The organism is Marinomonas ostreistagni (genome assembly GCF_016888445.1).
GTDB lineage: Bacteria > Pseudomonadota > Gammaproteobacteria > Pseudomonadales > Marinomonadaceae > Marinomonas > Marinomonas ostreistagni.
Window position 1 is genome coordinate 75,993 of the sequence record NZ_JAFEKF010000002.1, and the last position, 25,454, is coordinate 101,446.

Genomic DNA, 25,454 nt, shown 5'->3' on the forward strand with positions numbered 1-25,454 from the left:
TTAGCTTCCTGAAGCGTGTTTAAGGCGATCAAGACTCCAGTTAATCGCTTGTTCCAACAGCATAGGGCGAGCAATAAAGTAGCCTTGTCCTGCATCACAGCCCATGTCTTTGAGGGCCTGATATTGCTCTGAGGTTTCGATGCCTTCGGCAATCACATGTAAATTGAGCAAATGACCAAGGTCTATAATCATCTGTACGATTTGCTGGTCTTGCTCACTTTGCAGCATGCGGTTGATAAACTGGCGATCAATTTTTAACTCTGACACCGGCAAGATCGATAGGTATGCCAGCGATGAGTACCCTGCACCGAAGTCATCCAAACTGACCTTAATGCCCAAGCTTTGGCAGGCTTGCAACTGAGTCAAAGCGGTCGGTCCTTCTTGCATCAGCTGAGTTTCGGTCACTTCTAATACCAACGCCTGACTACTTACGTGCTCCTCGTGCAAACAGCGCTTGAAGCTCTCACTGAACTCGGGGCGTGAGATTTCAACGCCTGAAACGTTCACTGCTAGGGGAGCGTTAATGCCTGCTTGAGCCAATTGCAAACTGGCCTGGCACGCTTTGCGGGTAATCTGCTCGTCTAGCTGATCAATCAAACCGGTCGATTCAGCCAGTGGAATAAACTGATCCGGATAAATCTCGCAGCCCTCTTGATCACGCCAGCGTGCCAACACCTCAAACCCCAATAAGGCACCGCTTTGTAGAGCCACTTTAGGTTGCAACACGGGATAAAACTCGTTTTCTAATAACCCTAAACGCAACTTACCAAGTAATGCATAGCGCTCGCGAAAGGCATCGTGTTCATCGACATCAAAGGTCTTCAGGTCCTCATGGCTATGCTTGGCCTGCTCGAGCAAACTTTTACAAACGCCCACGATATCGATGGGGGTGCGCCCTTCCATATCCGATAATTTGACCAGACTAGCGGTGATACCCAAGATATGCATGCCATCTTCGATGTGCACTTTAGGATGTAGGATCGGCTCCAGTTCACTCCGGCTATAATCGCAGGCGTCGTGTACCAAGACCATAAAGGTATCGCGCTCATAAATGGCAATATCAATAACTTTAATAAAGCTCGCCTTGTAATAAGCCGCCAAGTGCAACATCAAGGTACGGCCAAACTCTACACCAAACAACACTTCGGTATAAGCTAGCTCCTCTACATGCAGCATCATAAGCTTGGCATCACGCCTCTCAGCAGGCGTCAAACCCGACATCTGGCGTAGTAGCCAGTTTTTATTATGCAGCCCTGTCACCGCATCGTAGTAAGCCAATTCAGATAAGCGATTATGCAGAGCGACATTACGAAAGCCGGCATTGATGTTTTCACCAAAGACTTCGAGCATATCGATTTGATAATCCAGCAAAGGATCATCAAACTGCGCCACGACCAAGTACTCTTTGTGATCCACATCTTCACTTGAGAAAAACAGCACTGAGCTTGGACAGTCGATAATATGACACTGGTTTTGATAGCTTTGTTGCAGTTTTTGCCGCAGCGCTGGATCGATATTTAGGCTGTTTAAGTACTGGTTACTCCAAGGCATAAAATCACCCACCGCGGCATACACCAAGGATTCATCCAATCCTGCAGAGGGTTCATGCACCATGCAGACGATGCCGCCACTTTGGGTGTTAAAGAGCCGCATGATCTCTTCGAGAATGGCTTGGGTGTAGGCTTTTAGATCGTACTTATTGCTGATTCGCTGACTGGCTTCGATCAGCATTTGAAAGCCCTGCCGAGCTTGGTGGGTTTTACGCAGTTGCTCCCATGTGCGCAGATTACTGAGCACGATGGTCTGAAGGTGGTCGTGGGTTAAATCGCTTTTGTTCCAGTAATCATCGATGTCATAGCTGACCATCAGGTCGTCTAAGGGCATCATGCCGGGCTGTCCAGTTAGCAACACTATACGCACTAAGCTGTTACCAATGCCATCACGAATACTGCGTACCAAACGTAAACCCGCATCGTCCGTTTCCATCACCACATCTAATAAGATAACGCTAATATCTTGGTTGGTCGCCAACATTGAAGCGGCTTCTTGGGCGGTGTTTGCCTTAAGGATCTCCACCTCTCGAGTGCCATAGTTGAGCACTTTTAAGGTATTAATCAGCGCTTTTTGGTACGCCTGATCGTCTTCTACCGTCAAGATTTTCCAAGGTTTGCAGGCTTCCTCATTACGCCCACTTAGTACGGTTGCTTCCATCAGCCATTGCCCTATCAATTTCCAGTCAGCACAGTTTTATCGCATCGTTTAGGTATAAACTACTGGCGCTTATTATGTGTATGTATTTGTAAACATAGCAGAGATTTGTTGTGACCAAGTAACCGTCTACTGACATCCCCAGCACAACAGATCAAGATCAATATTCACGACTCAGCAGCCAATGGCAATTATGCTATAGTGGCATTCTTTTATTTTCGCTCGCTTGAAACGGTAGGGTTATGACACAACACAAAGGCAATTTATTTATCTTGTCGGCTCCATCAGGAGCAGGTAAGTCTTCACTATATAAAGCACTGTTAAAAACCGATGACAAAGTGCGTATTTCCGTGTCACACACCACCCGTGCGCCACGCGCAGGTGAAGAGCATGGCCGTGAATACTTCTTTGTCGATGTGGATTCGTTTTTAGACATGATTGCCGAAGACGCCTTTTTTGAGCATGCCCAAGTGTTTGATAACTACTACGGCACCTCCAAACAAGCTATTTTTGATACGCTCGATCAAGGCTTGGATGTGATCTTAGAAATCGATTGGCAAGGGGCGCGCCAAGTGCGTGAGCTGTATCCTGATGCGATCGGTATCTTCATTTTGCCACCTTCTATGGCGGTACTTGAAGAGCGCTTAACTGGCCGTGGCACCGATTCACAAGAGGTCATCACTCATCGTATGTCAAAAGCGATCAGTGAGATTTCACACTACGACGAATACGAATACGTGGTGATCAACGATGATTTTGATACCGCGCTGGCACAATTGCAGGCGATTTTTGTCTCTCAGCGCACCAGAATGCCATTAATCCGCGAGATTCATGGCGATCTCATCAATGATCTCTTGTCATAACGATAAGCCGTTCAGTAAAATTAACAATCACTAATTAGTGATTAATTCTTACCCTATATAGAGGTCCAACATGGCTCGAGTTACAGTTGAAGATTGTCTTGAAAACGTAGACAACCGTTTTGAGTTGGTAATGGTTGCAGCTAAGCGCGCGCGTCAACTTGCTACTGGCGGTGCGGATTCTAAAGTGCCACTAGAAGACGACAAAATGACCGTTGTTGCGCTACGTGAAATCGCGGAAGATCTGATCAACGCCAAAAACGTAGATTTCCAAAACAAGCCTACGACTGAGTTTTAATTTGTATGGTATGCATCGCTCAGCACACGTATTTCTGGTTTAGCTGTTCCTGATGTGAGGTGAGTGATGTCTACTATTGAACAATTAGCTCAAAATCTTAGCCAATATTTGCCACATGATCAGGTTGCGACAGTAAAGCGCGCCTATTATTACGCCGAGCAGGCGCATGATGGTCAAAAGCGTAAGAGCGGCGAACACTACGTCACGCACCCTCTTGCTGTCGCTTTTATATTGGCAGGTCTGCGTATGGATTGTGACGGTCTAACCGCAGCGCTTTTACACGATGTTATTGAAGACACTGGGATTTCCCGCGAAGCCTTGGCCGAGCAGTTCGGTGAAGGGGTCGCCAGCCTGGTCGATGGCGTCAGTAAGCTGACCCATCTGGAATTCAATAGCCAGCTTGAAAAACAAGCACACAACTTCCAAAAAATGGCCATGGCGATGGCCGATGACATCCGCGTCATCATGGTGAAACTGGCCGACCGTCTGCATAACATGCGCACGCTCGACGCCATGCCCGCCCATAAAAAACGCCGCATTGCCAAAGAAACCCTCGATATCTACGCGCCGATTGCTAACCGTTTAGGTATGTATCGTCTGCGTGTCGACCTAGAATCTTTGGCCTTTGAAGCCTATTACCCGATGCGTGCGCGCATGTTGCAGCGCGCCATCAACAAGCGTTACGGCCAACGTGACAAATCGATGCAAAAGCTTGAGGACTTCATTCGTTCTGAGCTGGCTGCCGATTACATCGACGCACAAATCAGCGTGCGCGAAAAGCACATCTACAGCATCTACCAAAAGATGAAAAAGAAACGCCGCTCGCTCGAAGAGATCATGGACGTTTTGGGTGTGCGTATTGTTACCGATCGCCACGACAGCTGCTATCGTATTTTGGGCGTGATTCACGCTCTCTTTAAGCCGATCGAAGGCCGCTTTAAAGATTACATCGCCGTGCCTAAGTCCAACGGCTACCAATCGTTGCACACTACCGTGGTGGGCAATAATGGTTTGCCACTGGAAGTGCAGATTCGCACTCAAGAAATGGACGTGGTCGCCATCAATGGTATCGCCGCACACTGGTCGTACAAGTCTGATGACAAGTCGACCATTTCGCATACCAACCATGAGCGCGCCACCAAATGGGTGAAAAGCTTACTTGAGATTCAAGAAAAAGCGCATAACCCAATGGAGTTCATTGATAACGTTAAAAGCGACCTGTTCCCCGACGAAGTCTACGTGTTCACGCCCAAAGGCGAGATCATCGAGTTACCGTCAGGCGCGACGCCGGTCGACTTTGCTTACGGTGTCCATACTGAGATCGGTAATACCTGTATTTCCTGTCGTATCAACCGCCGTTTAGCACCGCTTAGCACCCAGCTAGAAAGCGGCCAGACGGTAGAAGTGATCACCGCCAAAAGCGCTCAGCCCAACGTTGCTTGGTTAAGCTTTGCCATCACCGGTAAGGCGCGCACCAATATTCGCCATTACCTGAAATCGAAACAGCGCGAAAACGCGATTTCGTTTGGCGCACGCTTGCTGACACGCTCGCTGAATGCCTTCCGTACTGCCATCGAAGAGCTGACCGAAGAGCAAATCCAGTCGGTGCTTGAACATTACCACCTAGAAACCATGGACGATTTACTTGAGTCCGTTGGTAAAGGTCGCATTGTTGGCTACGTGGTGGCACGCCAGCTGTTCCCGAATTTTAACGAAGATGAGCTGATCACACCCAAGTCCTTCAAAGTCAGTGGCTCAGAAGGCATGCTGATGTCGTTTGCCAAATGTTGTTCGCCGATTCCAGGTGACCCGATTGTCGGCTACGTGCAAGTGGACAAAGGCGTAATCATTCATCATCAGAGTTGCCCGAACATTCAAGATCACCTTGTCAGTCCAGAGCGCTATATCAAGATGAGCTGGAGCAAGGAGATCGAAGAAGAACTGAACGTCAGCCTCATCGTATCGTACGTCAACGAACGCGGTGCCGTGGCGAAGATCGCCAGCTCGATTACCGATACCGATTTCCAAGTATCCAACTTAGATATCATCGAGCGCGGCAAGATTTCTCGCTTGCGTCTTAACATCGCGATCTCGAGCCGTGTGGGCTTAGCCGATGTGATGCGACGTATTAAAGCGGTGCGCTGTGTCGAAAAAGTGACTCGCGAAACTCTTGTGGGCCGCTAGCGACACACTATTTACTCAACATAGTTAAGGATCCCAATACCATGGCGAAACAAGTGATCTTCTCTGAAAACGCTCCAGCAGCAATCGGCCCATACTCTCAAGCAGTACGCGCGGGCAACACGGTTTACCTATCGGGCCAAATCCCATTGGTACCAGAAACCATGGAAGTGATCAGCGACGACGTAGCCGAGCAAACCACGCAAGTCTTCAAAAACCTACAAGCGGTTTGTGAAGCAGCAGGTGGTTCACTAAAAGACATCGTCAAACTAAACATCTACATGACTGACCTAGGCAACTTCGCCCTAGTTAACGATGTGATGACTAAATTCTTCTCTGAACCTTACCCAGCACGCGCAGCTCTAGGTGTACGCGCGCTGCCGAAAGGCGTAGCGGTTGAGATCGAAGGTGTATTGGTTCTAGAAGACTAATTCTTCCTTGTACTGCATAAAAAAACGCGGCCTTAGCCGCGTTTTTTTATGCCTGTTGCTGACGCCAGCGCTGATAGCTTGACAGTAAACTCTCATACCCTAATACATAGGACGGGTACTGCGGTTGCCAACCCAAGTCGCGTAACGCTTGGCTGACGATACGTTTGCCTTTCGCGGGGAAGTAATCGCTAAAGGCTATGCTGTCGTCCAGCGGCGGCAACACATTCAAACGCGCTGCAAGCCACAGCTTCACCTCCCACATGCTAGTCGGTTGCGTATCGGTAGCAATAATATGCTCAGGCAACGGCTGCTGTGCCAACGCCTGCTCACCAACCAAGCACAACGCGCTGACCACATCGTCACGATGAATACGATTGGTCCATTGATTGGCGCCCCACGCCTGTCCCTCACGTACACCTTCAAGCAAACGATAGCGCCCAGGGCCGTAAATGCCCGAACAACGGACACTGATACTGCGCGCAAAGCCTTGTTTTAAGCACTCTTCTGCTGCCAACAGTTGCACCGCGGTGTCACTGGCTGGCACCGCTAGGGTGTCATCACTGATCCAGGCACCATTGTTTTGACCATAGACACTAGTGCTGGAGACAAACACCACCGCAGGCTGAGGTCGGCCTTGGTAGGCGTTGACGAGCGCTTCGGCCGCCTCCACATACGCCGCTTTATAAGCATCGCCGGTGCGGCTATTGGGCGTCATGATCAAATACACCAGATCCACTTCAGGCCAAGCCTGTGACTCTAACTGACGTAAATCGCCAGTCAGACCTAACACGCCCACGGGGAATTCAGTGCCTTGATAGCGCATGCCCGTCACTTCAGCACCTTGCGCAACAAAATACTCAGCTATGCCACGGCCCAAATCTCCGCACCCTGCAACCAGCACTTTTGTCATAACTCCCCCATTCGTTGTAAATAAAGCGCATCCGACGACATCCAAGTACACTTTATCAAATTATGTATTATCATAGTTATTACCAATTATAGGGATGGTAACTATGACGCTAACTGAACTGAAATACATTGTTATGCTAGCAGAAGAACAGCATTTTGGTCGCGCGGCAGATCGCTGTCACGTGTCACAGCCAACCTTAAGTGTGGCCGTTAAGAAGCTAGAGGATGAGCTTGGCGCCGCAATTTTTGAGCGCAGCAAAAGCTCGGTTTACATCACCCCTCTGGGCGAGCAGATCATCAAGCAATCGCGCCGCGTACTTGAACAAGCCAACATGATCAAAGAACTGGCATCGTCGGGTAAAAACCAGCTACGCGGCCCGCTCAAAGTCGGCGCGATTTACACCATCGCCCCATACTTATTCCCATCGATGATTCCTGAGCTTAAACGCCTTGCCGAAGGCATGCCCTTACTGATCGAAGAAGATCTGACTGAAAACCTGCGCCCGAAACTGCGCAATGGTGAGTTGGATGCCATCATAGTAGCGCTACCGTTCCGTGAACCCGATGTAGTAACACAGCCGATCTACGAAGAAGAATTCGTTGTCTTAATGCCTAAAGACCACCCTTGGACTGAGCTCAGCCACATCAGCACCGATCAGCTAACCACCGACAACTTACTACTGCTTGGCAAAGGTCATTGCTTCAGTGATCAGGTCATGGAGGCCTGTCCGATGGTCGGTGAAAACGAGCTTAACGAAGGTCACACCATCGTTAATGGCAGTTCGCTGGAAACCATTCGTTATATGGTGTCATCGGGGCTGGGCGTCACTGTGTTGCCGAAGTCTGCGGTCGCGCATCTGGATGAAAACATCTTGGCAGTGCGTCCCTTTACCGAACCCGCGCCCAAGCGTACCGTGGCCTTAGCATGGCGCGCCAGCTTTCCGCGTCCGCAAGCCATTGATTCACTCAGCCTCTCGATTCGAGCGGCCTGTCAAAAGCTCAATTTGGATCAAGACTAAGTCACTATGGTTGATGCATTAGAAACACAGGACATCAAAGAGCTAAAAGGTGTGGGCGCGGCCATGGCCGAAAAGCTAGCTAAGCTCAATATTCACACAGTTCAAGATGCCTTGTTTCATCTGCCCATTCGCTATCAAGACCGCACTCGTGTGGTGCCGCTGGGCCAACTGCGCTTTGGTGACGAAGCCGTTATCGAAGGCCAAGTCAGCGGCTGCGAAATCAAAATGGGGAAGCGGCGCAGCTTAATATGCCGCGTGCGCGATGCCTCCGGCTCCATTTGTCTGCGCTTTTTTCATTTCAACGCAGCACAAAAGAAGCAGCTGGAAAACGCTGGTCGCGTGCGTTGCTTCGGCGAGATTCGCCGAGGTAGCACCGGCTTTGAAATGTATCATCCAGAATACAGCATCATTGATGATGGCGATGCCCTAGAAGGTAACGATCAGCTGACGCCGATTTACCCGCTGACTGAAGGCATCACGCAAACCAAGATTCGCCAAATCTGCGAGCAAGCGCTAGACCGCTTAACCCCCTATAATCTGCGCGAATGGCTACCAGAGCCACTACGCCAGCAGTTCAGCTTGCCCTCATTGGCCGACGCGATCCAGTTTTTGCACCACCCTACAAAAGGCACCGATCTTGAACAGCTCAAACAAGGCGGCCATCCGGCGCAGTATCGCTTAAGCTTTGAAGAACTGATGGCGCACCAGCTGTCTTTGATTGGCAAGCGCCATATGGCCAAAACCGATCGCGCCATCAAGGTACCTTCAGCGGGTGCATTGTCCGATGCGCTATTACAGCAGCTGCCGTTTCGCCCAACCGGTGCGCAGCAGCGCGTGTTCCAAGAGATCCTACAAGACCTCAGCACGGGGCATCCGATGTTACGCTTGGTCCAAGGGGACGTGGGTTCCGGCAAAACGCTGGTTGCTGCCCTCGCCGCTGCAGCGACCGTGCAACAGGGTTACCAAGTCGCCGTGATGGCGCCGACCGAAATCTTAGCCGAACAGCACTACCTGAACTTCAAGCAATGGTTTGAACCGCTCGGCATCGAAGTGGCATGGATGATCGGTAAGCTCAAAGGCAAACAGCGCGAAGCCGAGCTCGCCCGCATCGCCTCAGGCGAAGCCGGTATCGTGGTCGGCACCCATGCGCTGTTTCAAGAAAGTGTGACATTTAAAGGGCTAGCGCTTGCCATCATCGATGAACAACATCGCTTTGGTGTGCACCAACGCATGGCGCTGCGTGAAAAAGGCTTACAAGCGGGCTTTCAGCCGCATCAGCTGATCATGACCGCTACCCCGATTCCGCGCACACTCGCTATGTCCGCCTACGCGGATCTCGACTGTTCGATCATCGACGAATTGCCACCTGGGCGTACGCCTGTGAATACCATTGTCGTGTCAGATCAGCGCCGTAACGAAGTCATCGAACGGGTTCGCCACGCCTGCGCCGAAGGCAAACAAGCCTATTGGGTGTGCACCCTGATCGAAGAGTCCGAAGCATTGCAATGCCAAGCCGCTGAAGACACGGCGATCCTGCTACAAGAACAGCTTACCGAGCTCAAGATTGGCCTCGTGCACGGACGTTTAAAAGCACAAGAAAAAGCCGATATTATGGCCCAATTTAAAGCAGGTGAACTGCAGCTATTGGTCGCCACCACGGTGATAGAAGTCGGCGTCGACGTGCCCAACGCCAGCCTCATGGTGATCGAAAACCCAGAGCGTTTGGGCCTTGCTCAATTACACCAATTGCGCGGACGCGTCGGCCGTGGCCAAGCCGCCAGCCACTGTGTGCTCTTGTATCACGCGCCACTTGGCCAGCAAGGCAAAGCACGCCTAGGCACCATGCGCGATACCACTGATGGTTTTAAAATTGCAGAAAAAGATTTGGAATTGCGCGGCCCAGGCGAACTGATGGGCTCGCGTCAGACGGGCTTGCTGGAGTTTAAAGTCGCGGATTTGCAGCGTGATAAAGGTTTGCTAAGCCAAGTACAACAGGCCGCGGCGACACTCTATCAAGACTATCCAGAGCATGTCTCGCCGCTACTCTCGCGCTGGCTGCCGAAGCACCAGCAATATCTTAACGTCTAAGGGATTTTCACGACCGTGGTGTTTTTCACTTCTTCCATCGCCACATAAGTACGTGATTCGCGCACGTGCGGCAGCGTCAGCAATGTTTCGCCAAGTAGATGACGGTAAGCATCCATATTCGACACGCGTGCTTTAAGCAGGTATTCAAAGTCACCGGCAATCAGGTGACACTCCAGCACTTCGGGGATTTCGGCGACCGCTTCTTTGAATTCATTAAAGCCCTCAGGCGAAGTCGCTTTGAGGCGAATCTCCACAAATACCAACAAGCCAGCATCCACTTTGCGTGGGTCGACTTGGGCACAGTACCCAGTAATGTAGCCATTACGCTCAAGGCGACGCACGCGCTCAAGACAAGGCGTAGCACTGAGCCCCACACGGCTGGCCAGCTCTACATTTGATAAACGTCCATTTAGTTGCAATTCACGTAGGATTTTCTTATCCAATCTGTCTAAAGGCTTGGCAGACGTTTCCATCAATATGATTCTCCGAAGGTAGCACCATCTAAATTATGTCGATTCTAGCACGGGGTCGATAAGTTAGGGAAAATAGAGTTTATCAACTTGTTAACGCGCCATAAAAGCGCACTGTCAGCACCTCATGCACCAGCGTCTCCCCCTCCAGCACAACAAAATTTAACACAACTAATTGATTGAAATGTATCCAATAGTGTGCCAAAAAGAGTAAGAAAGTAGCACGCTATAGACACTGATTGCACCATTATGCCCGCTGTAATGGCGGCTTTTGTACAGAATTCGTGCTATTTCACCGGTCTGCACTAGACTGTAAAGACCCATTAAAACCTATGTTGGCAAGTTACTTGCTTTGCTATGGGTGAACATTCAACCAAGGATCTCTGAGAGGATTCGCTTAGCGATATAACAATTAGTACAGCCTGGAGGCAAAATCATGAAATCGAACGTTGGTAAAATTCTTTCCACGGCGGCCATCGCTGCCACCATCAGTAGCGGCGCGGCAGCGGCAACACTGGATGATGTAAAAGAAAAAGGCTTTATTCAATGTGGCGTCAGCCAAGGGGTGCCAGGGTTTTCGAACGCTGACAACGCCGGTAACTGGACTGGCATCGATGTCGACGCTTGTCGTGCCGTCGCTGCCGCTATTTTTGGCGATGCGCAAAAAGTGAAATTTACGCCTCTGTCTGCCAAAGAACGTTTTACCGCACTGCAATCCGGCGAGATCGACGTACTGTCCCGTAACACCACTTGGACTTACACGCGCGATACCTCACTGGGTCTTGATTTTACCACCACCAACTTCTACGACGGCCAAGGCTTTATGGTACGTAAAGACCTAGGCGTTGAGACCGCCATGGATTTAGATGGCGCAACGGTCTGTACTGAGCAAGGCACCACCACCGAGCTCAACATGGCCGACTTCTTCCGCAAACACCAGCTTGATTATGTACCTGTGATCGTGCAAAAAGCCGACGAAGCCTTGTCTGCTTATGCCTCAGGTCGCTGTGACGTATTCACCACTGATAAATCTGGCTTGGCGGCGCACCGCTCTAAATTGTCAGATCCAGCAGCGCACATGATCCTACCCGAAACCATTTCTAAAGAGCCGCTTGGCCCTGTGGTACGCCATGGCGATAACCAGTGGAAAGACATCGTGACTTGGTCGCTGTTTGTGCAGATCAACGCCGAAGAAATGGGCATCAGCTCTGAAAATGTCGCCGACATCAAAGCCAACTCAACCGACCCAAGCGTGCGTCGTTTACTGGGTGCAGAAGGCAGCATGGGTGAAGCACTCGGCCTTGATGCCAACTGGGCTTACAACATCATCGCTGAAGTCGGTAACTACGGAGAAGTGTTTGAGCGCAATGTGGGCCCAGATACACCAGTCGGCTTACCGCGTGGCGTCAACAATCTATGGACTGAAGGCGGTGTATTGTACGCGCCACCAGTACGCTAATACTAATTACCACTCCATAGGGATAACCACCTAGCGGCCTACGCCGCTAGGTAACTTTCCATTTCAACCATCTGACGAGCATCCTTTGCCGGTACCAAGATGAGCGAAAAAACACCGATAAATACAAACTTTCTGCAGGATGCAGGTAAACGCGCCATGCTGTTTCAAGCCGTGCTGCTGATACTGGTGGTGGCATTTGGGTATTACCTGTTTCATAACCTGCAAGCAAACCTACAAGACCAAGGCATTTCGACTGGTTTTGCCTTTTTAAATGAGCCGGCGGGCTTTCCGATTCTGATTCATTTGATCGACTACACCGAGGCCAATAGTTATGGCCGTGCGTTTGTCGTGGCGCTGATCAATACCACAGTGATCTCGCTGATGGGCATCGTACTGGCGACAGTGATCGGGGTGATCATGGGCTTGGCGCGCTTGTCGCAAAACTGGCTAGTCGCACGCTTGGCTACGGTCTACATCGAAACCCTGCGTAACATCCCTTTGCTGCTGCAAATGTTCTTTTGGTATTTCGCCGTCTTGGCGGCGTTACCACACCCGCGTAACAGTATCGAAATGGGTGATTTTCTACTGAATAAGCGCGGTATTTATTCGCCTAACCCTAACTTTCAAGATGGCTTTGGCATCGCTGTGGCAGCGTTTGTGCTCGCCATTATGGCGGCGATTGCGCTGATTGTCTGGGCCAAGAAACGCCAAAAACGCACGGGGGTCTGGTTCCCAGCATATTGGTCGTCTCTAGGAATCATCGTTGTCGTGACCTTTTTAGGCTTTGCCTTGGCAGGCTTCCCGATCGAGTTTGATCTGCCACAAAAAAGCCGCTTCAACGTCTCTGGCGGCATGGTGCTGGTACCTGAATTCGTCGCGGTATTGCTAGCGCTATCCACCTATACTGGCGCCTTTATCGCCGAGATTGTCCGCGCAGGTATTTTGTCGGTCAGCTGGGGCCAAACCGAAGCGGCGCGCTCCCTAGGCCTGCGCGACAGCTTAACCCAACGTCTGATCGTGTTACCGCAAGCGCTGCGCGTCATCATTCCACCACTGACCAGCCAATACTTAAACCTCGCTAAAAACTCCTCCTTGGGCGCGGCCATTGCTTACCCTGAACTGGTGGCGGTGGTAATGGGTACGACCTTGAACCAAACCGGCCAAGCGATTGAGACCATTGGTTTATGTATGCTGGTATACGGCACCTTAAGTTTGTCCATTTCCATGTTTATGAATTGGTACAACAAAAAAATGTCGTTGATCGAACGTTAGGAGGCCCTTATGGCGATTGAATTTAAACCTTCACCGAGCCTCCCACCACCACAAAACTCTGTGGGCGCAGTGGCTTGGATTCGTAAAAATTTCTTTTCTTCTCCGCTCAATGTGGTGCTTACGGTACTGAGCTTGTATGTGCTCTATCTACTGATTCCACCGGTACTGCAATGGGCTGTGCTAGATGCCACCTGGAGTGGCGAGTCTAAAGCAGCTTGTACCGCAGGCGGTGCCTGCTGGGCGTTTATCGCAGTCTACTTTGATCAGTTTATGTATGGCTTATACCCAGCTGATGAGTATTGGCGCATCAATAGCGCAGCGCTGCTGCTGGTCGCGTTGGTAGCCATGTTTGCCCTCAAATCGGTTAACAAGATGTGGCTGGGCTTTACCATCATAGTGCTCTATCCGATCGTGGCTTACTTCTTGTTCGCAGGCGGTGTGTTGGGCCTTGAAGTGGTGGAAACATCTCTGTGGGGCGGCTTGTTTCTAACCACTCTATTGGGTGTCGTAGGCATTGTCGCGTCATTACCGCTTGGGGTGATTTTGGCGCTCGGGCGTCGCTCTCATATGCCAATCGTGAAATCGGTGTGTGTGGTATTCATCGAAACCATTCGTGCCGTGCCCCTGATCACTATCTTGTTTATGGCCTCGGTGATGATTCCGCTGTTTTTGCCGGACGGTTTGAATTTTAACAAGCTACTGCGCGTGCTGATCGGCATTACTATGTTCTCTGCCGCTTACATGGCAGAGGTGATTCGTGGCGGCTTACAAGCGATTCCCAAAGGCCAATATGAGGCCGCCGATGCCATGGGGCTGACCTACTGGCAATCGATGATCTTGGTGATTTTGCCACAGGCGTTAAAGCTGGTGATCCCAGGGATCGTGAACACCTTTATCGGCTTATTTAAAGATACCACGCTGGTTTATATCGTCGGCATGTTTGATCTATTAGGCCGGATTCAAGCAGCGACTCATGACGCCAACTGGCTCGGCACTACCACTGAAGGCTACGCCTTTGCAGGCTTCGTTTACTGGGCCATTTGTTTTGGCATGTCCCGCTATTCAATGGCCGTCGAACGCAAGCTAGACACCGGACATAAACGCAGTTAACCGACTATTTGAGGCACCTTATATGACGTACAACAATTTAGCCGTAGCCCAGTTAGCAGCGGGCGAAGAAGCCATTATCGAGTTTCAAGATGTGAACAAATGGTATGGCGATTTTCATGTGTTAAAGCACATCGATTTCAGTGTTAAAAAAGGCGAGCGTATCGTCGTCTGTGGTCCTTCGGGCTCTGGCAAATCGACCATGATTCGCTGTATCAACCGTCTGGAGGAACACCAGCAAGGGTCGATCTTGGTGGATGGCATCGAAATGAATGACAACCTCAAAAACATCGAAACGATCCGCAAAGATGTGGGCATGGTGTTTCAGCACTTTAATCTGTTTCCGCATTTAACCATCTTGGAAAATCTCACTTTGGCGCCGATCTGGGTGCGAAAAACCCCGAAAAAAGAAGCCGAAGAAATGGCCATGCACTATTTGGAGCGCGTCAAAATCGCCAACCAAGCGCTGAAATACCCAGGCCAATTGTCTGGTGGTCAGCAGCAGCGGGTAGCGATTGCACGAGGCTTGTGCATGAAGCCACGCATTATGCTGTTTGATGAACCGACCTCAGCACTGGACCCTGAAATGATTAAAGAGGTGCTCGATGTGATGATTCAGTTGGCCGACGAAGGCATGACCATGGTGTGTGTGACCCACGAAATGGGCTTTGCTAAAACCGTGGCCGACCGCGTGGTGTTTATGGATGCTGGCGAAATCGTCGAGGCCAATACACCACATGAGTTTTTTGACAACCCGCAGCACGATCGCACCCAGCTTTTCTTGAGTCAGATTCTCAATCATTAGACGCAGTGTTGCTTGTTTTGCCTTGTAAAAAAGCCCGCTAGGGCTTTTTTATTATCCATTATGTCCTAATATAAGTGATTGGAACGAAATAGGTAATTCGTGTGACGGACAAGCAAGAACAGGCGCCAACAATGAAGGTTCGTATTGTGCATTTGGCTGATCATACTGGTCGGCTACAGGTTATTTTTCCGCATGACAGCATGCTCGATATGGCGGCCGTTTCGCGCTTGACCAAACGTCGTTTTGATCCCGTTAGCAACTACAATATCGAAGGCGATCCGCTGATCAAGCCCAATGCCTGCGCGACTATTATTGATCACGCCGTGGCAAACGCGCAGAGCATTGAGCTGCGCCCCAGTGCTCAGCAAAACTACCGCAGTCTTAGCGCGGAAGAATTTCAGCAGCGCTTTCAAGGCCCGCTGACACGCTACGAAGCTGTTGCGATCCCTGTGGCAGAGATCCCTAAACCGGCCTCACATCTAGACAAAGATGCCGATCAGATGCTCAGCGCACTGGGTAAATTCCAGGCCGTGCGCCTGCAACAGCGACTCGAAGAAACCCTCGAAATCCCACCATTACCGGCGTCTTCGCACCGTATCATTCAGCTTTGTGCTAATGAGCACGCTGGCACCGATGATTTGTGTGACGTCATCAGTCTTGACCCAGCCCTTTCAGCGCAAGTCATCAGCTGGGCGTCATCGCCCTATTATGGTGTTCGCGGTGAAATCGAGTCGGTGGAAGATGCCATTATTCGTGTGCTGGGCTTTGATATGGTGATGAACCTAGCGCTGGGGTTATCGATGGGGAATGCTTTTCAACTGCCACAAAATGGCCCCCGTCATTACGAAGACTTTTGGCTCAGCGCCGTGTCCCATGCGGTGCTAATGGAAGCCTTGGTAAAAGCCATGCCAAGCGGCCAGCGACCACGTTTGGGCCACGCTTATCTAGCAGGCTTGCTGCATAACTTTGGTTTTCTCGCCATTGCTGTGGTCTTACCGCCACACTTTGCGGTGTTGTCCCGTTATATCGAAGCCAATGCTCATTTAGGAGCAGACGTGGTCGAGATGCAAACGCTGAACTTTACCAAAGAGCAGCTGGGCGCTTGGCTATTGAAGCATTGGGGCTTACCCGAAAGCATTTACACGGGCATTCGTTATAGCCGCGATCCCGCTTACAGTGGTGAGCATTGCCAGTTATCGCAGCTGCTGGGAGTTTGCCATCAGCTATTTACTGGAGACACGTTAGACACCGATTTGCTTGCAGCGGTTGGTCTTAGCGAAGCAGACGCTTTACACTGCCACCAGCAAGTTATGAGCTCTTCTAATGAGTTGAGCAAAATGGTGGATTTAATAAGCGGCAATAAATGAACCTAATCAATCACAACCTGTCTCGACGCTTTGATTATCGTTGGCATACGATCCATCAAATTCAGCGTCGCCAGATCCCAAAACACATTCGCCCTTGGCTGACCACCCAGCACTCGATCACCGCTAAACTGCGTCATATTGGTGAGCTGAGCGTTGATGTCATCGAAGACCGCTGGCAAGCACCGTCGCCACGAGAGCGTACGCGTTTACAGTTAAAGCCCCGTGAAATGGCACGCGTGCGTACGGTGATTTTACGCGTCAACGATGTGCCCGTGGTGTACGCGCGCTCGATCATCCCAGCGCGCTCAATTAAAGGCTCGTGGCGCTATTTGCCGCATTTAGACAACCGTCCCTTAGGCGGTTACGTGTATAAAGCCAAAGCCTTACGCCGCAGTCCAACTGAGATCACACAACTGCCCGCAGGCTTAATTGAAAACTGCGACCAAGCCCTTTGGGCGCGACGCTCTATCTTTCAACAATACGGCCCTGGCATTTTGGTCAACGAAGCCTTTTACCCGGCCATTGCGGACTTCACCCCGCTCGCCGGCCAACTTTAACAACAGCGATTTATATTATGAGCAAACTCCAAGACTACGCCGATCTGACCCGTTTTAATCGCCCTATTGGCTCTTTATTATTGCTGTGGCCAACTCTTTGGGCGCTTTGGTTAGCCGCTGACGGCTGGCCACAATGGCACTTGATCATCATCTTTACCTTAGGCGTATTTAGCATGCGCTCGGCTGGCTGTGTCATCAATGACTTTGCCGATCGCAAAGTCGATGGCCACGTTGAGCGCACCAAAAACCGCCCGTTGCCGTCTGGCCGCGTCAGTGAGTTTGAAGCACTAGCCTTATTTGCTGGCTTGTCTTTGCTTAGCTTTGTATTGGTATTAATGACCGACTGGCGCACGATTTTGCTATCAGTGGTGGGCCTAGGGCTGGCGGCGTTATATCCTTTTATGAAACGCTACACGCACTTGCCGCAGCTGTTTTTGGGGTTGGCTTTTTCGTGGGCGATTCCGATGGCTTATAGCGCTCAAGGTGGCGATCTGCTTGATCCTGAGCTGTGGATGCTGTTTGTGGCAAACTGCTTCTGGACCATTGCCTACGACACTTACTACGCCATGACCGATCGCCCAGACGATTTAAAAGTCGGCATCAAGTCGACGGCGATCTTGTTTGGCCGCTACGACCTATTGATCATTGTCATCCTACAGGGACTGATGCTTTCCTTAATGATGTGGATCGGTGTCATTGCCCAGCTAGGCATCTTATATTTTGTCAGCTTGATCGGCGCTGTTTATCTTTTTTACCAGCAATACCAACAAGCGAAAGACCGCGACCGTCAGGCGTGTTTCCGCTCTTTCTTAGACAATAACCGTGTTGGTTACTGTTTGTTTGCAGGAATCTTACTAAGCTATTACATTTAAATATGGCACTCATGTGACAATTTAATATAGCTGTCACATTTAGACGGTTTAATGAGTACCGTTCCTGAGATGAGGATAAATCCTGTGACCGGTAAAAAAGTACTAATAATTGATGATGAAGCGCCTATCCGCGAGATGATTGCTGTCGCGTTGGAAATGGCAGGCTACGAATACATGGAAGCGGAAAGCAGCCAGCAAGCACACGAGATGATTGTCGATCATCGCCCTGATCTGATCCTAGTGGATTGGATGATGCCTGGTGGCAGCGGCGTGGAGCTGACTCGTCGTCTAAAGAAAGATTCCACTACCGCTGAGATCCCTGTCATTATGCTGACAGCGAAAAGCGAAGAAGATAATAAAATCCAAGGCCTTGAAGTCGGTGCCGACGATTACATCACCAAGCCATTCTCGCCTCGCGAGTTGGTGGCACGTTTGAAAGCAGTATTGCGCCGTGCGACACCACAAGGTGTGGACGATCCGATTGAAGTCGATGGACTGCTGCTTGATCCTGTCAGTCAGCGTGTTTCGATTGGCACCAATCCATTGGATATGGGCCCAACGGAGTATCGCTTGCTGAAGTTCTTGATGACCCACCAAGAGCGTGCTTATTCACGTGCACAGCTATTGGATCAAGTTTGGGGCGGCAATGTTTACGTGGAAGAGCGTACCGTCGATGTGCATATTCGTCGTCTACGCAAAGCCATTGGTGATACCCATGACTACTTGATTCAAACCGTGCGTGGCACTGGCTACCGCTTTTCCGCCAAACGCACCCTCGCTTAGGTATTTATGAAAAAGATTTGGCAACGAGCGTTTTTAACTTGGATCACAGGCTTGGCAGCAGTACTCGCCATCGGCTTTGTGCTGGGTCAAACGCTTGCCTTAGCGTTGCTGTATACGCTAGGAACCCTCTACTGGCAGCTCTACCAGCTGTACCAGTTCCACTCTTGGCTACGTCGTTCAGGTAAGGCTGCGCCCCCTGAAGCCGCCGGAATTTGGGGCGAAATCTTTGATGCGGTGTATCGCTTACAGAAGAAACAACGTAAGTCGAAACGCCGCATGCGCCAAGCACTGAACCGCATTGAAAACTCCACTGCTGCGTTAAAAGAAGGCGTTATCATGGCGGATAGCAATGGTAACCTTGAGTGGTGGAACAACTCCGCGGGCTTATTGCTCGGCTTGCAGCGTCCGACCGACCGTGGCCAGCCGATTACCAATATCTTACGTAACCCAGAATTCTTTAAATACTTCTCGCAAAAGCGCTTTGGCGAGCCTTTGGTGATCAAATCGCCGTCAAAAGAAGGCGTGTATCTTGAAGTACAAACTACCCTCTACGATCAAAACGATCATCTGATCTTTATCCGTGACGTGACGCGCTTGTATCTGCTGGAGCAGATGCGTAAAGATTTCGTCGCCAACGCTTCTCATGAGCTGAAAACACCACTGACGGTGATTAAAGGTTACCTTGAGACGCTGACCATGTTTAAAGACAATTTGCCTGCTTCGATGCAACGCGGCATCGTCAACATGTCGGATCAATCCGAGCGCATGGAGCATTTGATCGAAGACTTATTACTGCTGTCACGTTTGGAAACCAATGATAAGCGTGAAAATCATCAGTGGCTTAAGCTTGAAGAAATTTGCGAACACATTCGTAAAACCGCAGACCCTATGCTCACCGAGCAGCACTCACTCAGTTTTGTGATACCGGACAACAGCTATGTTTACGGTGCAGCCAATGAGCTCTACAGTGCCTTCTCAAACTTGGTTTTGAACGCCATCAAATACTCACCAGAAGGCGGCCATATCAAGGTGCAATGGGTACAAAACGAGTTCAGCGGTGTGTTCTCGGTGGAAGACGAAGGTATGGGCATCGATCCACGCCACATTCCACGCCTGACGGAGCGTTTCTTCCGCGTCGACAAAGGCCGTGGCTCCAATACCGGTGGTACCGGTTTAGGTCTGGCGATCGTCAAACATGTCTTGATTCACCATAGTGCGAAACTGCAAATCCGCAGCCAGCCAAATGTCGGCAGTACTTTTGCTTGTCACTTCCCCAATGACCGAGTGCGCCAAGAGGCGATCTTGAGCACGGTGGCCTCAGAAGTGATACCTGAAGACGCCCCTAGCGACGTCGAAGAGTCTGCTAAAACCAGCCAAGCATCGACCACGGAGTCCTAACAAACTCCCATAAAAAAGCCCATACAGCGCGCTGTATGGGCTTTTTTGTGTCTATTTAAAAGAGCTTAAGACGCGTCAAACAACTGCTTGATAAAGGCCTCTTTGTCGGCATCTTGATCGATTAAGAGCAGCGTCACTGACAAAAATGCTGAGTCAGGCTTTTTCTCTGTGGTTGAGACTGATTGGACATAATAATTTAGGCGATTCACCACCTCATTGTGCGTCAAATCCAATACCGCTTGATCCAATACCGTCGGAATCACATCATCGCTTTTGATCAGCATAGTCACTTCGGTCGGTGATAACTGCATCACCATGCAGCGAAATTCCTTGCCAGCGAAACGCACCTTGGTGGGAATCTTGACGTCTTTATAGGTAGCCGTCTGCTCTGCTGGCGCAGGGTTAGTGACTTTTGGCGACTGGGTACGAATCTTACTGGCACCACCGGTCAATACATCCAGTGACGCAGTAGCCACGCCTCCTGCAGCACTCGGTGCAGGCTTATTAGCAGCGCTGTTAAGCTTTTTATCCACGCCCACACGCTTGGCCGCCGACTGCATTTTGGCGATTAGCTGATCCGCCGAAAATGGCTTGCCCAAATAATCCGTCACCCCTGATTGCACCGCCTCAACCACATGGGATTTATCGCCACGACTGGTAATCATAACAAATGGCAGGGTTTCCTTTTTATACTGGGGCTGCTCACGGCACCACTGTAATAACTCGACGCCCGTCATTTCTGGCATTTCCCAATCACACAAGACCATATCAAAGGTCATTTTCTCGAGTAATTGCTGGGCTTTGCGGCCATTCACGGCCTCTTCCACCGTGACATTAGGAAAGCGCTTACGCACGGTACGCTTGATTAAATCACGGGTAAACGAGGCATCATCCACTACCAAAATCTTCAAAATTGCTTCCTATCGTTGGCGCTCAATGCGGTTCTGATCGAGTAAATCAGCATAATTAACAAAACGTTCGCTGTACAGCTGTACCCATAACAAGGTCGCTGCGACTACGGCCACGGGCATGACAAACAGGTTCACCACAGGGATCGTAATGCCCAATGTGATAATAAAACCAAAGGTCCAACACAATAGCGGCTTCTCGCGCAGCGCAGCACGCATATCAGGGAAAGGCACTTGGTTATTGTCAAAGGCGTAGTCCATATACTGCAACGCTAGCATCCACGCGGAAAACAGCATTAACAGAAAGGGCGTCACCAAGTTAATCACAGGCACAAATGACAAAACTAAGAGACCAATAAAGCGCGGTAGGAAATAGCCTAGCTTCTGCATTTCACGCTTCAAGCTGCGACCAATGATCAGCATGATACCGCTAAAGCTCATGTCTTCATTGAACTGCTTACCGGTTTGCATCTCTTCGACTTTTTCGGCCAAAAATGCCATAAACGGCGCGGCTAAAATATTCACACCGACCGAGAAGCTATAAAACATCAACAGCCCTAAAACGATGTTGAGCAGCAAATAAAACAGCCAGTTAAGAAATGACATCCACTCCGGCAAGTAGCTCATCATGCCTTCGACCGCGACCGACATATAACTGACCGCCACCATATAAACCAATACAATCAAGGCAATATTGGCAAGGATCGGCGCCAGCAAGAACAATCGCAGGCGGCTCGACAAAAGCAGTGGGAAGGCTTTCACAAATGCACTGATGGCATGAAAGGGATGACTTATCACGTTGTTAATCCTTTGCTTAGCAACTAATGAAACCGTTTAAAACAGGTCATATTTAATCATATTATGCGGACTTTGATAGACCTTAAAACACACGGATTGTGTCATCCGTTACGTCAATTTTTACGCTTACCTGCTGTGTTTATAATCAATTTGTTATACTTTTGACTCAATCATCGGCTCACACGACTAACCTAGGTATGGATATGAAGTTTATCGGTCTGATCATCAGTGCTTTGGCGGCGCTTGGCGTTGCCTTAAACGCCGCAGCAGAACAGCCGCCACAGTTCAACACACTGACGATTACTGGCGCTATTAGCTCTGCAGAGGATGCGCCGGTAAAGGTAGATTTGGCCACGCTCAAAACACTGCCGGTCGAGCAAATCGTCACCCATAATCCATGGGAAGAAGGCCTGCACACCTATACAGGATTCAACCCTGTGGATCTTTTGGAGCAGCTTGACGCGGAAGGTGATGTGCTGCGAGTAACGGCATTTAATCAGTACATCACTGAAATCCCTTTGAGCGATTTTGCCGAACATAAGGCCATCATTGCCTATGAAATGGATTACCGCCCTATTACCGTACGCAATAAAGGTCCTTTTATCGTCATCTACGACTTTGATAACAACGCCATGCTACGTAATGAAGCTTACTACGGCCGCTCTATTTGGCAGATAGAATCGATCGAGGTTCTGGATTCAGGAGACTGATCATGGCCACAGTCTATCCAAGTCGACTACAGCTACCGCGCTCAAGGCGCTGGCTGACCTATCTAATGGTACTGTGTGCTGGCGTACTGGCGATTTTAGCGTTTATGCTGGTACCGCTGACCGAAAACAGCATGCGCCTTAACGCGCGCCAAGTATTTGAGAGCTCACGCTGGAATGCCATGCAGCTACAGCTGCAGTCTTACCGTTTAATGAACTACATATCCGATCTAGAAGAAGCGGATATGCCACTCAATGGCAACGCCTACTTTCAATACGATTTGGTACTCAGTCGCGTCGACTTACTACGCGATGGCGAAATCGGCAATCACATCCGTAGCTTTTCCAATGGCCGCGCCACCCGTCTACTCAACATAATTGCCGGCGAGCTAGAACTGATCAGCCTAAACCTTGAGCATCTTGAAAATGGTCGCATCGACCAAGCGGCCATCATTATGGATCGGCTACGCGCCTTGGACACGCAAATCACCGACTTTGTCGTCATCGTCAACCAAGGTGCTAACCGCTATGTGACCGCGCAACGTGAGCAGCTTAATCTGCAGCTTGAGCGCCTTGAATACATTGGTATTTTACTGACGCTGGTGGCAGCACTATTGGCTTTATTTGCCCTAAAAAGCTCCTATGACTTACGTTCTCTGTTTCGCCGTAATGGCCAGCTCGAAGACGATATTCGTCACCTACAAAAAGAGAAATCCGATGTCATTGCGCGCATCATTGCCGAACTTAAGCCTAATCTGATCACCATGACCGGCTGGAGCTCTAGTGCGTTGCAATCGGACGACGAATGGCACCGCCAAAGCCATCTAGAGCAACTGTCGGACTTAAGCGGCCATTTGTTGACCCAAGTAGACAGCTATCACGATTTGATCCTGATCGAATCGGGGCAGTTTGTACCACAACATACGGAGGGTGAGCTTAAGAGTCACATTGAATACTCCGTCAATGCCATGAAGCAGCAGTTGTTGGCACAAAACATCCGTTTGATGTGTTTCTTTGACCCGCGCTTAGTGCAGTCTTTTGAGGCCGACTTTAAGCGCCTGCATGAGATTTTAACCATGCTGCTTGGTCAGCTGAGCCAGCACTGCCCTAATGCAGCCATGCTGGTACATGTCAGGCCTTCGGCTTTACCGATTTTAGAAACGCGCAAAGGCGAACTGGCGAAAGACACGCGCATGGTACAAATCAGTATTCGTGATCGCGGCCAAGGTCTACCCAGCAACGTACAACAAGGGCTGCGCAGTAATCCGCATAATCCTGGCAACAGTATTATCAGCCAAATCCATAATATTGGTGTAGGCTTTACCTTAAGCCAATACTTGATCAGTACGCTGGGTGGCGAGTTGCACTTTTCCAGCTCAACGGAAAATGGCACAGAAATGTGGGTCGATTTGCCGATGAAAACGGTCGCCAACGTCTACCCTGCCAAACGCTCTAAGGTTGGCACCATCGCTATTTTAGACAACCAAATCACCAGTGATGACATATTTGAGATAGGCTTAGGTGACGCTTCTTATGGCATCGAGCCAATGACCCATGAGCATTTGTTAAAACCCGAAGTCACTTCAGGCTTCACGCCTTACCACGCGGTGTTGCTGGCGGATCAGCGGATATTGGATGTGGAAGCATTAGAAGCGCTGCTGGCGCTACAGTCTCACGACGTAAAACTGTTCGCGACAGAGAGTATTCGTCGCCAACACCCAGAGTTGAACATAAGCGCTATTTTCACTCTGCCGTTGACCGAAACTCAGCTCGAACAGCTGATTTGCGCCTAGGAGAAGCATATGGCCATCGATGTTCCACAATTAACGACCTTGCTGCAGATCTTGGGGGATGAGACGCTGCAAAAAGTACGTCAGAGCTATCTCGATGATAGCCAAGACAAGCTGCCACAATTAGCAGCCGCGATCGCCGCGCAAGACTTAGCCGCCGTCGATCATCTTAGCCATTCATTGAAATCTGCCAGTGCCAACCTAGCCATGCTTGAGCTGGCTGACGTTTTCGCACAAATGGAAGCCCAAGCCAGCCAAGGCCAGAGTGATCAGTTAGCCGCCCTGTATGACAGCGCCATGGCGGAATATCAGCGCTCGGTTAGCGAGCTGAACGCTGCTTTCTAGACAAGACCTTACGTAACTCATCATTACTAGCGCCCACAAAAAAGGCCAAGCATAAGCTTGGCCTTTTTGGTTTTTTTCAGCTGTTTTACGCGTCTTTTTTATCTTCTTGTGCCACCACTTCCAGCTCTTCTGCTGGGATATGGCGCACGTTAACGCCATTGATCAAGTACACCAAGTGCTGACATAGATGACGTGAGTGATCACCGATACGCTCTAGGGAGCGCAGCACCCAGATGACGTTAAACACACGACCAATCGAGCGTGGGTCTTCCATCATGTAAGTGATCAGTGAGCGGATCGCCGTTTTGTACTCAAGGTCTACCGAGCGGTCGGCCTTGGCCACGCTGACCGCTAGATCGATGTCTAGACGTGCATAAGCATCCAAGCTCTCACGCACCATGCGTGTCACCATTTGGCCGATACGGCTGATTTCCACGTAACCACGTGGTGACTCGCCTTCGTTGATCAGCTTCAGGGCGTGGTTAGCGATTTTCTTCGCTTCATCACCCATACGCTCTAGCTCAGATACCGCTTTGCCAATCGATAAGATCATACGTAAGTCGGTCGCCGCAGGCTGGCGTTTGGCCAAGATACGGGTACATTCTTCGTCGATCAGCGCATCCAGTGAATTCACGGTTTTGTCTTTCGCTTTCACTTCTTCGGCTAAATCACTTTCGCCTTCTAGCAAAGCGTGAATCGCATCCGCTACTTGGTTCTCAACCACACCGCCCATGGTTAGGAAGTGCTGACGCAAGGTTTCAAGCTCAGCGTTAAACTGTTGAGAAATATGATCCGTTGTAAGTTCTCGCATAGTGTCAGTTC

24 protein-coding genes are annotated in these 25,454 nt (G+C 50.1%); 18 read left to right on the forward strand and 6 right to left on the reverse strand.

The features are described 5' to 3' along the window. On the reverse strand, positions 1-2,211 hold the full coding sequence (locus tag JQX58_RS05825; protein ID WP_204145898.1) for an EAL domain-containing response regulator: 2,211 nt from the start codon (positions 2,209-2,211) through the stop codon (positions 1-3). A 239-nt stretch (positions 2,212-2,450) separates the two neighbouring features. Here JQX58_RS05825 and gmk point away from each other — a divergent pair, with 239 nt between their 5' ends. From gmk to JQX58_RS05845, 4 genes are all read left to right on the forward strand, one after another. Further along, positions 2,451-3,071, forward strand: coding sequence for a guanylate kinase (gene gmk, locus JQX58_RS05830; RefSeq protein ID WP_204145899.1), 621 nt, complete (start codon positions 2,451-2,453; stop codon positions 3,069-3,071). Between the two features lie 70 nt (positions 3,072-3,141). Then, positions 3,142-3,366, forward strand: coding sequence for a DNA-directed RNA polymerase subunit omega (gene rpoZ / locus JQX58_RS05835; RefSeq protein ID WP_204145900.1), 225 nt, complete (start codon positions 3,142-3,144; stop codon positions 3,364-3,366). A gap of 66 nt (positions 3,367-3,432) precedes the next feature. After that, on the forward strand, positions 3,433-5,550 hold the full coding sequence (locus JQX58_RS05840; RefSeq protein ID WP_204145901.1) for a RelA/SpoT family protein: 2,118 nt from the start codon (positions 3,433-3,435) through the stop codon (positions 5,548-5,550). A gap of 41 nt (positions 5,551-5,591) precedes the next feature. Further along, the gene (locus tag JQX58_RS05845) at positions 5,592-5,978 is read left to right on the forward strand and encodes a RidA family protein (protein ID WP_204145902.1); all 387 of its coding nucleotides are present in this window, start codon (positions 5,592-5,594) and stop codon (positions 5,976-5,978) included. 46 nt (positions 5,979-6,024) lie between these two features. On the opposite strand, the gene JQX58_RS05850 is transcribed toward JQX58_RS05845, so the two are convergent. Next, positions 6,025-6,888: an NAD-dependent epimerase/dehydratase family protein gene (locus JQX58_RS05850; protein ID WP_204145903.1), complete on the reverse strand. Its 864-nt coding sequence runs from the start codon at positions 6,886-6,888 to the stop codon at positions 6,025-6,027. A 103-nt stretch (positions 6,889-6,991) separates the two neighbouring features. On the opposite strand from JQX58_RS05850, the gene JQX58_RS05855 reads away from it, so the two are divergent. Both JQX58_RS05855 and recG read left to right on the forward strand, forming a co-directional pair. Continuing rightward, on the forward strand, positions 6,992-7,906 hold the full coding sequence (locus JQX58_RS05855; protein ID WP_204145904.1) for a hydrogen peroxide-inducible genes activator: 915 nt from the start codon (positions 6,992-6,994) through the stop codon (positions 7,904-7,906). 6 nt (positions 7,907-7,912) lie between these two features. Further along, positions 7,913-9,994 carry an ATP-dependent DNA helicase RecG gene (gene recG, locus JQX58_RS05860; protein ID WP_204145905.1) on the forward strand — a complete coding sequence of 694 codons (2,082 nt, stop codon included), beginning with the start codon at positions 7,913-7,915 and terminating at the stop codon, positions 9,992-9,994. Here recG and JQX58_RS05865 read toward each other — a convergent pair. Then, positions 9,991-10,467, reverse strand: a complete 477-nt coding sequence (locus tag JQX58_RS05865; protein WP_204146644.1) for an Lrp/AsnC ligand binding domain-containing protein — start codon at positions 10,465-10,467, stop codon at positions 9,991-9,993. The two genes, recG and JQX58_RS05865, sit on opposite strands and share 4 nt — an antisense overlap. Positions 10,468-10,900: 433 nt before the next feature. Between JQX58_RS05865 and JQX58_RS05870 the strand changes: the two genes are divergently transcribed. From JQX58_RS05870 to phoR, 9 genes are all read left to right on the forward strand, one after another. Further along, positions 10,901-11,923 carry an amino acid ABC transporter substrate-binding protein gene (locus JQX58_RS05870; RefSeq protein WP_204145906.1) on the forward strand — a complete coding sequence of 341 codons (1,023 nt, stop codon included), beginning with the start codon at positions 10,901-10,903 and terminating at the stop codon, positions 11,921-11,923. A gap of 99 nt (positions 11,924-12,022) precedes the next feature. Further along, positions 12,023-13,195: an amino acid ABC transporter permease gene (locus tag JQX58_RS05875; RefSeq protein ID WP_204145907.1), complete on the forward strand. Its 1,173-nt coding sequence runs from the start codon at positions 12,023-12,025 to the stop codon at positions 13,193-13,195. 9 nt (positions 13,196-13,204) lie between these two features. Continuing rightward, positions 13,205-14,305 (forward strand): amino acid ABC transporter permease, encoded by a 1,101-nt coding sequence (locus JQX58_RS05880; protein ID WP_204145908.1) that lies wholly within the window; start codon positions 13,205-13,207, stop codon positions 14,303-14,305. A gap of 22 nt (positions 14,306-14,327) precedes the next feature. Beyond that, on the forward strand, positions 14,328-15,107 hold the full coding sequence (locus JQX58_RS05885) for an amino acid ABC transporter ATP-binding protein (protein WP_204145909.1): 780 nt from the start codon (positions 14,328-14,330) through the stop codon (positions 15,105-15,107). 101 nt (positions 15,108-15,208) lie between these two features. Then, positions 15,209-16,474 carry an HDOD domain-containing protein gene (locus JQX58_RS05890; protein WP_338040688.1) on the forward strand — a complete coding sequence of 422 codons (1,266 nt, stop codon included), beginning with the start codon at positions 15,209-15,211 and terminating at the stop codon, positions 16,472-16,474. Beyond that, entirely contained in the window at positions 16,471-17,031 is a 561-nt protein-coding gene (locus JQX58_RS05895; RefSeq protein WP_204145910.1) for a chorismate--pyruvate lyase family protein, read from the forward strand. Before JQX58_RS05890 ends, JQX58_RS05895 begins: the two co-directional genes overlap by 4 nt. Positions 17,032-17,048: 17 nt before the next feature. Continuing rightward, the gene (ubiA, locus tag JQX58_RS05900; protein WP_204145911.1) at positions 17,049-17,903 is read left to right on the forward strand and encodes a 4-hydroxybenzoate octaprenyltransferase; all 855 of its coding nucleotides are present in this window, start codon (positions 17,049-17,051) and stop codon (positions 17,901-17,903) included. A gap of 84 nt (positions 17,904-17,987) precedes the next feature. Continuing rightward, positions 17,988-18,686, forward strand: a complete 699-nt coding sequence (gene phoB / locus JQX58_RS05905) for a phosphate regulon transcriptional regulator PhoB (RefSeq protein ID WP_204145912.1) — start codon at positions 17,988-17,990, stop codon at positions 18,684-18,686. Positions 18,687-18,692: 6 nt separating this feature from the next. Next, positions 18,693-20,084 (forward strand): phosphate regulon sensor histidine kinase PhoR, encoded by a 1,392-nt coding sequence (gene phoR / locus JQX58_RS05910; protein WP_204145913.1) that lies wholly within the window; start codon positions 18,693-18,695, stop codon positions 20,082-20,084. 65 nt (positions 20,085-20,149) lie between these two features. On the opposite strand, the gene JQX58_RS05915 is transcribed toward phoR, so the two are convergent. Then, positions 20,150-20,995, reverse strand: a complete 846-nt coding sequence (locus JQX58_RS05915; RefSeq protein ID WP_239090200.1) for a response regulator — start codon at positions 20,993-20,995, stop codon at positions 20,150-20,152. A 9-nt stretch (positions 20,996-21,004) separates the two neighbouring features. Further along, positions 21,005-21,790: a sulfate transporter CysZ gene (gene cysZ / locus JQX58_RS05920; RefSeq protein ID WP_204145914.1), complete on the reverse strand. Its 786-nt coding sequence runs from the start codon at positions 21,788-21,790 to the stop codon at positions 21,005-21,007. Positions 21,791-21,993: 203 nt separating this feature from the next. On the opposite strand from cysZ, the gene JQX58_RS05925 reads away from it, so the two are divergent. The 3 genes from JQX58_RS05925 to JQX58_RS05935 are packed head-to-tail and all read left to right on the forward strand — an operon-like array spanning position 21,994 to position 24,632. Next, positions 21,994-22,500: a putative pterin-binding protein gene (locus JQX58_RS05925; protein WP_204145915.1), complete on the forward strand. Its 507-nt coding sequence runs from the start codon at positions 21,994-21,996 to the stop codon at positions 22,498-22,500. 2 nt (positions 22,501-22,502) lie between these two features. Further along, complete coding sequence (locus JQX58_RS05930) at positions 22,503-24,290, forward strand: sensor histidine kinase (protein ID WP_204145916.1); 1,788 nt, start codon at positions 22,503-22,505, stop codon at positions 24,288-24,290. 9 nt (positions 24,291-24,299) lie between these two features. Continuing rightward, the gene (locus JQX58_RS05935) at positions 24,300-24,632 is read left to right on the forward strand and encodes an Hpt domain-containing protein (RefSeq protein WP_204145917.1); all 333 of its coding nucleotides are present in this window, start codon (positions 24,300-24,302) and stop codon (positions 24,630-24,632) included. An 85-nt stretch (positions 24,633-24,717) separates the two neighbouring features. Here JQX58_RS05935 and phoU read toward each other — a convergent pair whose 3' ends face one another. Continuing rightward, complete coding sequence (phoU, locus tag JQX58_RS05940; protein ID WP_204145918.1) at positions 24,718-25,443, reverse strand: phosphate signaling complex protein PhoU; 726 nt, start codon at positions 25,441-25,443, stop codon at positions 24,718-24,720. Positions 25,444-25,454: the final 11 nt, after the last annotated feature.

Bases quoted from the DNA above. Each gene is read 5' to 3' on its own strand.
- JQX58_RS05825 (WP_204145898.1), bottom strand. From the start codon at position 2,211: ATGGAAGCAACCGTACTAAGTGGGCGTAATGAGGAAGCCTGCAAACCT.
- gmk (WP_204145899.1), top strand. From the start codon at position 2,451: ATGACACAACACAAAGGCAATTTATTTATCTTGTCGGCTCCATCAGGA.
- rpoZ (WP_204145900.1), top strand. From the start codon at position 3,142: ATGGCTCGAGTTACAGTTGAAGATTGTCTTGAAAACGTAGACAACCGT.
- JQX58_RS05840 (WP_204145901.1), top strand. From the start codon at position 3,433: ATGTCTACTATTGAACAATTAGCTCAAAATCTTAGCCAATATTTGCCA.
- JQX58_RS05845 (WP_204145902.1), top strand. From the start codon at position 5,592: ATGGCGAAACAAGTGATCTTCTCTGAAAACGCTCCAGCAGCAATCGGC.
- JQX58_RS05850 (WP_204145903.1), bottom strand. From the start codon at position 6,888: ATGACAAAAGTGCTGGTTGCAGGGTGCGGAGATTTGGGCCGTGGCATA.
- JQX58_RS05855 (WP_204145904.1), top strand. From the start codon at position 6,992: ATGACGCTAACTGAACTGAAATACATTGTTATGCTAGCAGAAGAACAG.
- recG (WP_204145905.1), top strand. From the start codon at position 7,913: ATGGTTGATGCATTAGAAACACAGGACATCAAAGAGCTAAAAGGTGTG.
- JQX58_RS05865 (WP_204146644.1), bottom strand. From the start codon at position 10,467: ATGGAAACGTCTGCCAAGCCTTTAGACAGATTGGATAAGAAAATCCTA.
- JQX58_RS05870 (WP_204145906.1), top strand. From the start codon at position 10,901: ATGAAATCGAACGTTGGTAAAATTCTTTCCACGGCGGCCATCGCTGCC.
- JQX58_RS05875 (WP_204145907.1), top strand. From the start codon at position 12,023: ATGAGCGAAAAAACACCGATAAATACAAACTTTCTGCAGGATGCAGGT.
- JQX58_RS05880 (WP_204145908.1), top strand. From the start codon at position 13,205: ATGGCGATTGAATTTAAACCTTCACCGAGCCTCCCACCACCACAAAAC.
- JQX58_RS05885 (WP_204145909.1), top strand. From the start codon at position 14,328: ATGACGTACAACAATTTAGCCGTAGCCCAGTTAGCAGCGGGCGAAGAA.
- JQX58_RS05895 (WP_204145910.1), top strand. From the start codon at position 16,471: ATGAACCTAATCAATCACAACCTGTCTCGACGCTTTGATTATCGTTGG.
- ubiA (WP_204145911.1), top strand. From the start codon at position 17,049: ATGAGCAAACTCCAAGACTACGCCGATCTGACCCGTTTTAATCGCCCT.
- phoR (WP_204145913.1), top strand. From the start codon at position 18,693: ATGAAAAAGATTTGGCAACGAGCGTTTTTAACTTGGATCACAGGCTTG.
- JQX58_RS05925 (WP_204145915.1), top strand. From the start codon at position 21,994: ATGAAGTTTATCGGTCTGATCATCAGTGCTTTGGCGGCGCTTGGCGTT.
- JQX58_RS05930 (WP_204145916.1), top strand. From the start codon at position 22,503: ATGGCCACAGTCTATCCAAGTCGACTACAGCTACCGCGCTCAAGGCGC.
- JQX58_RS05935 (WP_204145917.1), top strand. From the start codon at position 24,300: ATGGCCATCGATGTTCCACAATTAACGACCTTGCTGCAGATCTTGGGG.
- phoU (WP_204145918.1), bottom strand. From the start codon at position 25,443: ATGCGAGAACTTACAACGGATCATATTTCTCAACAGTTTAACGCTGAG.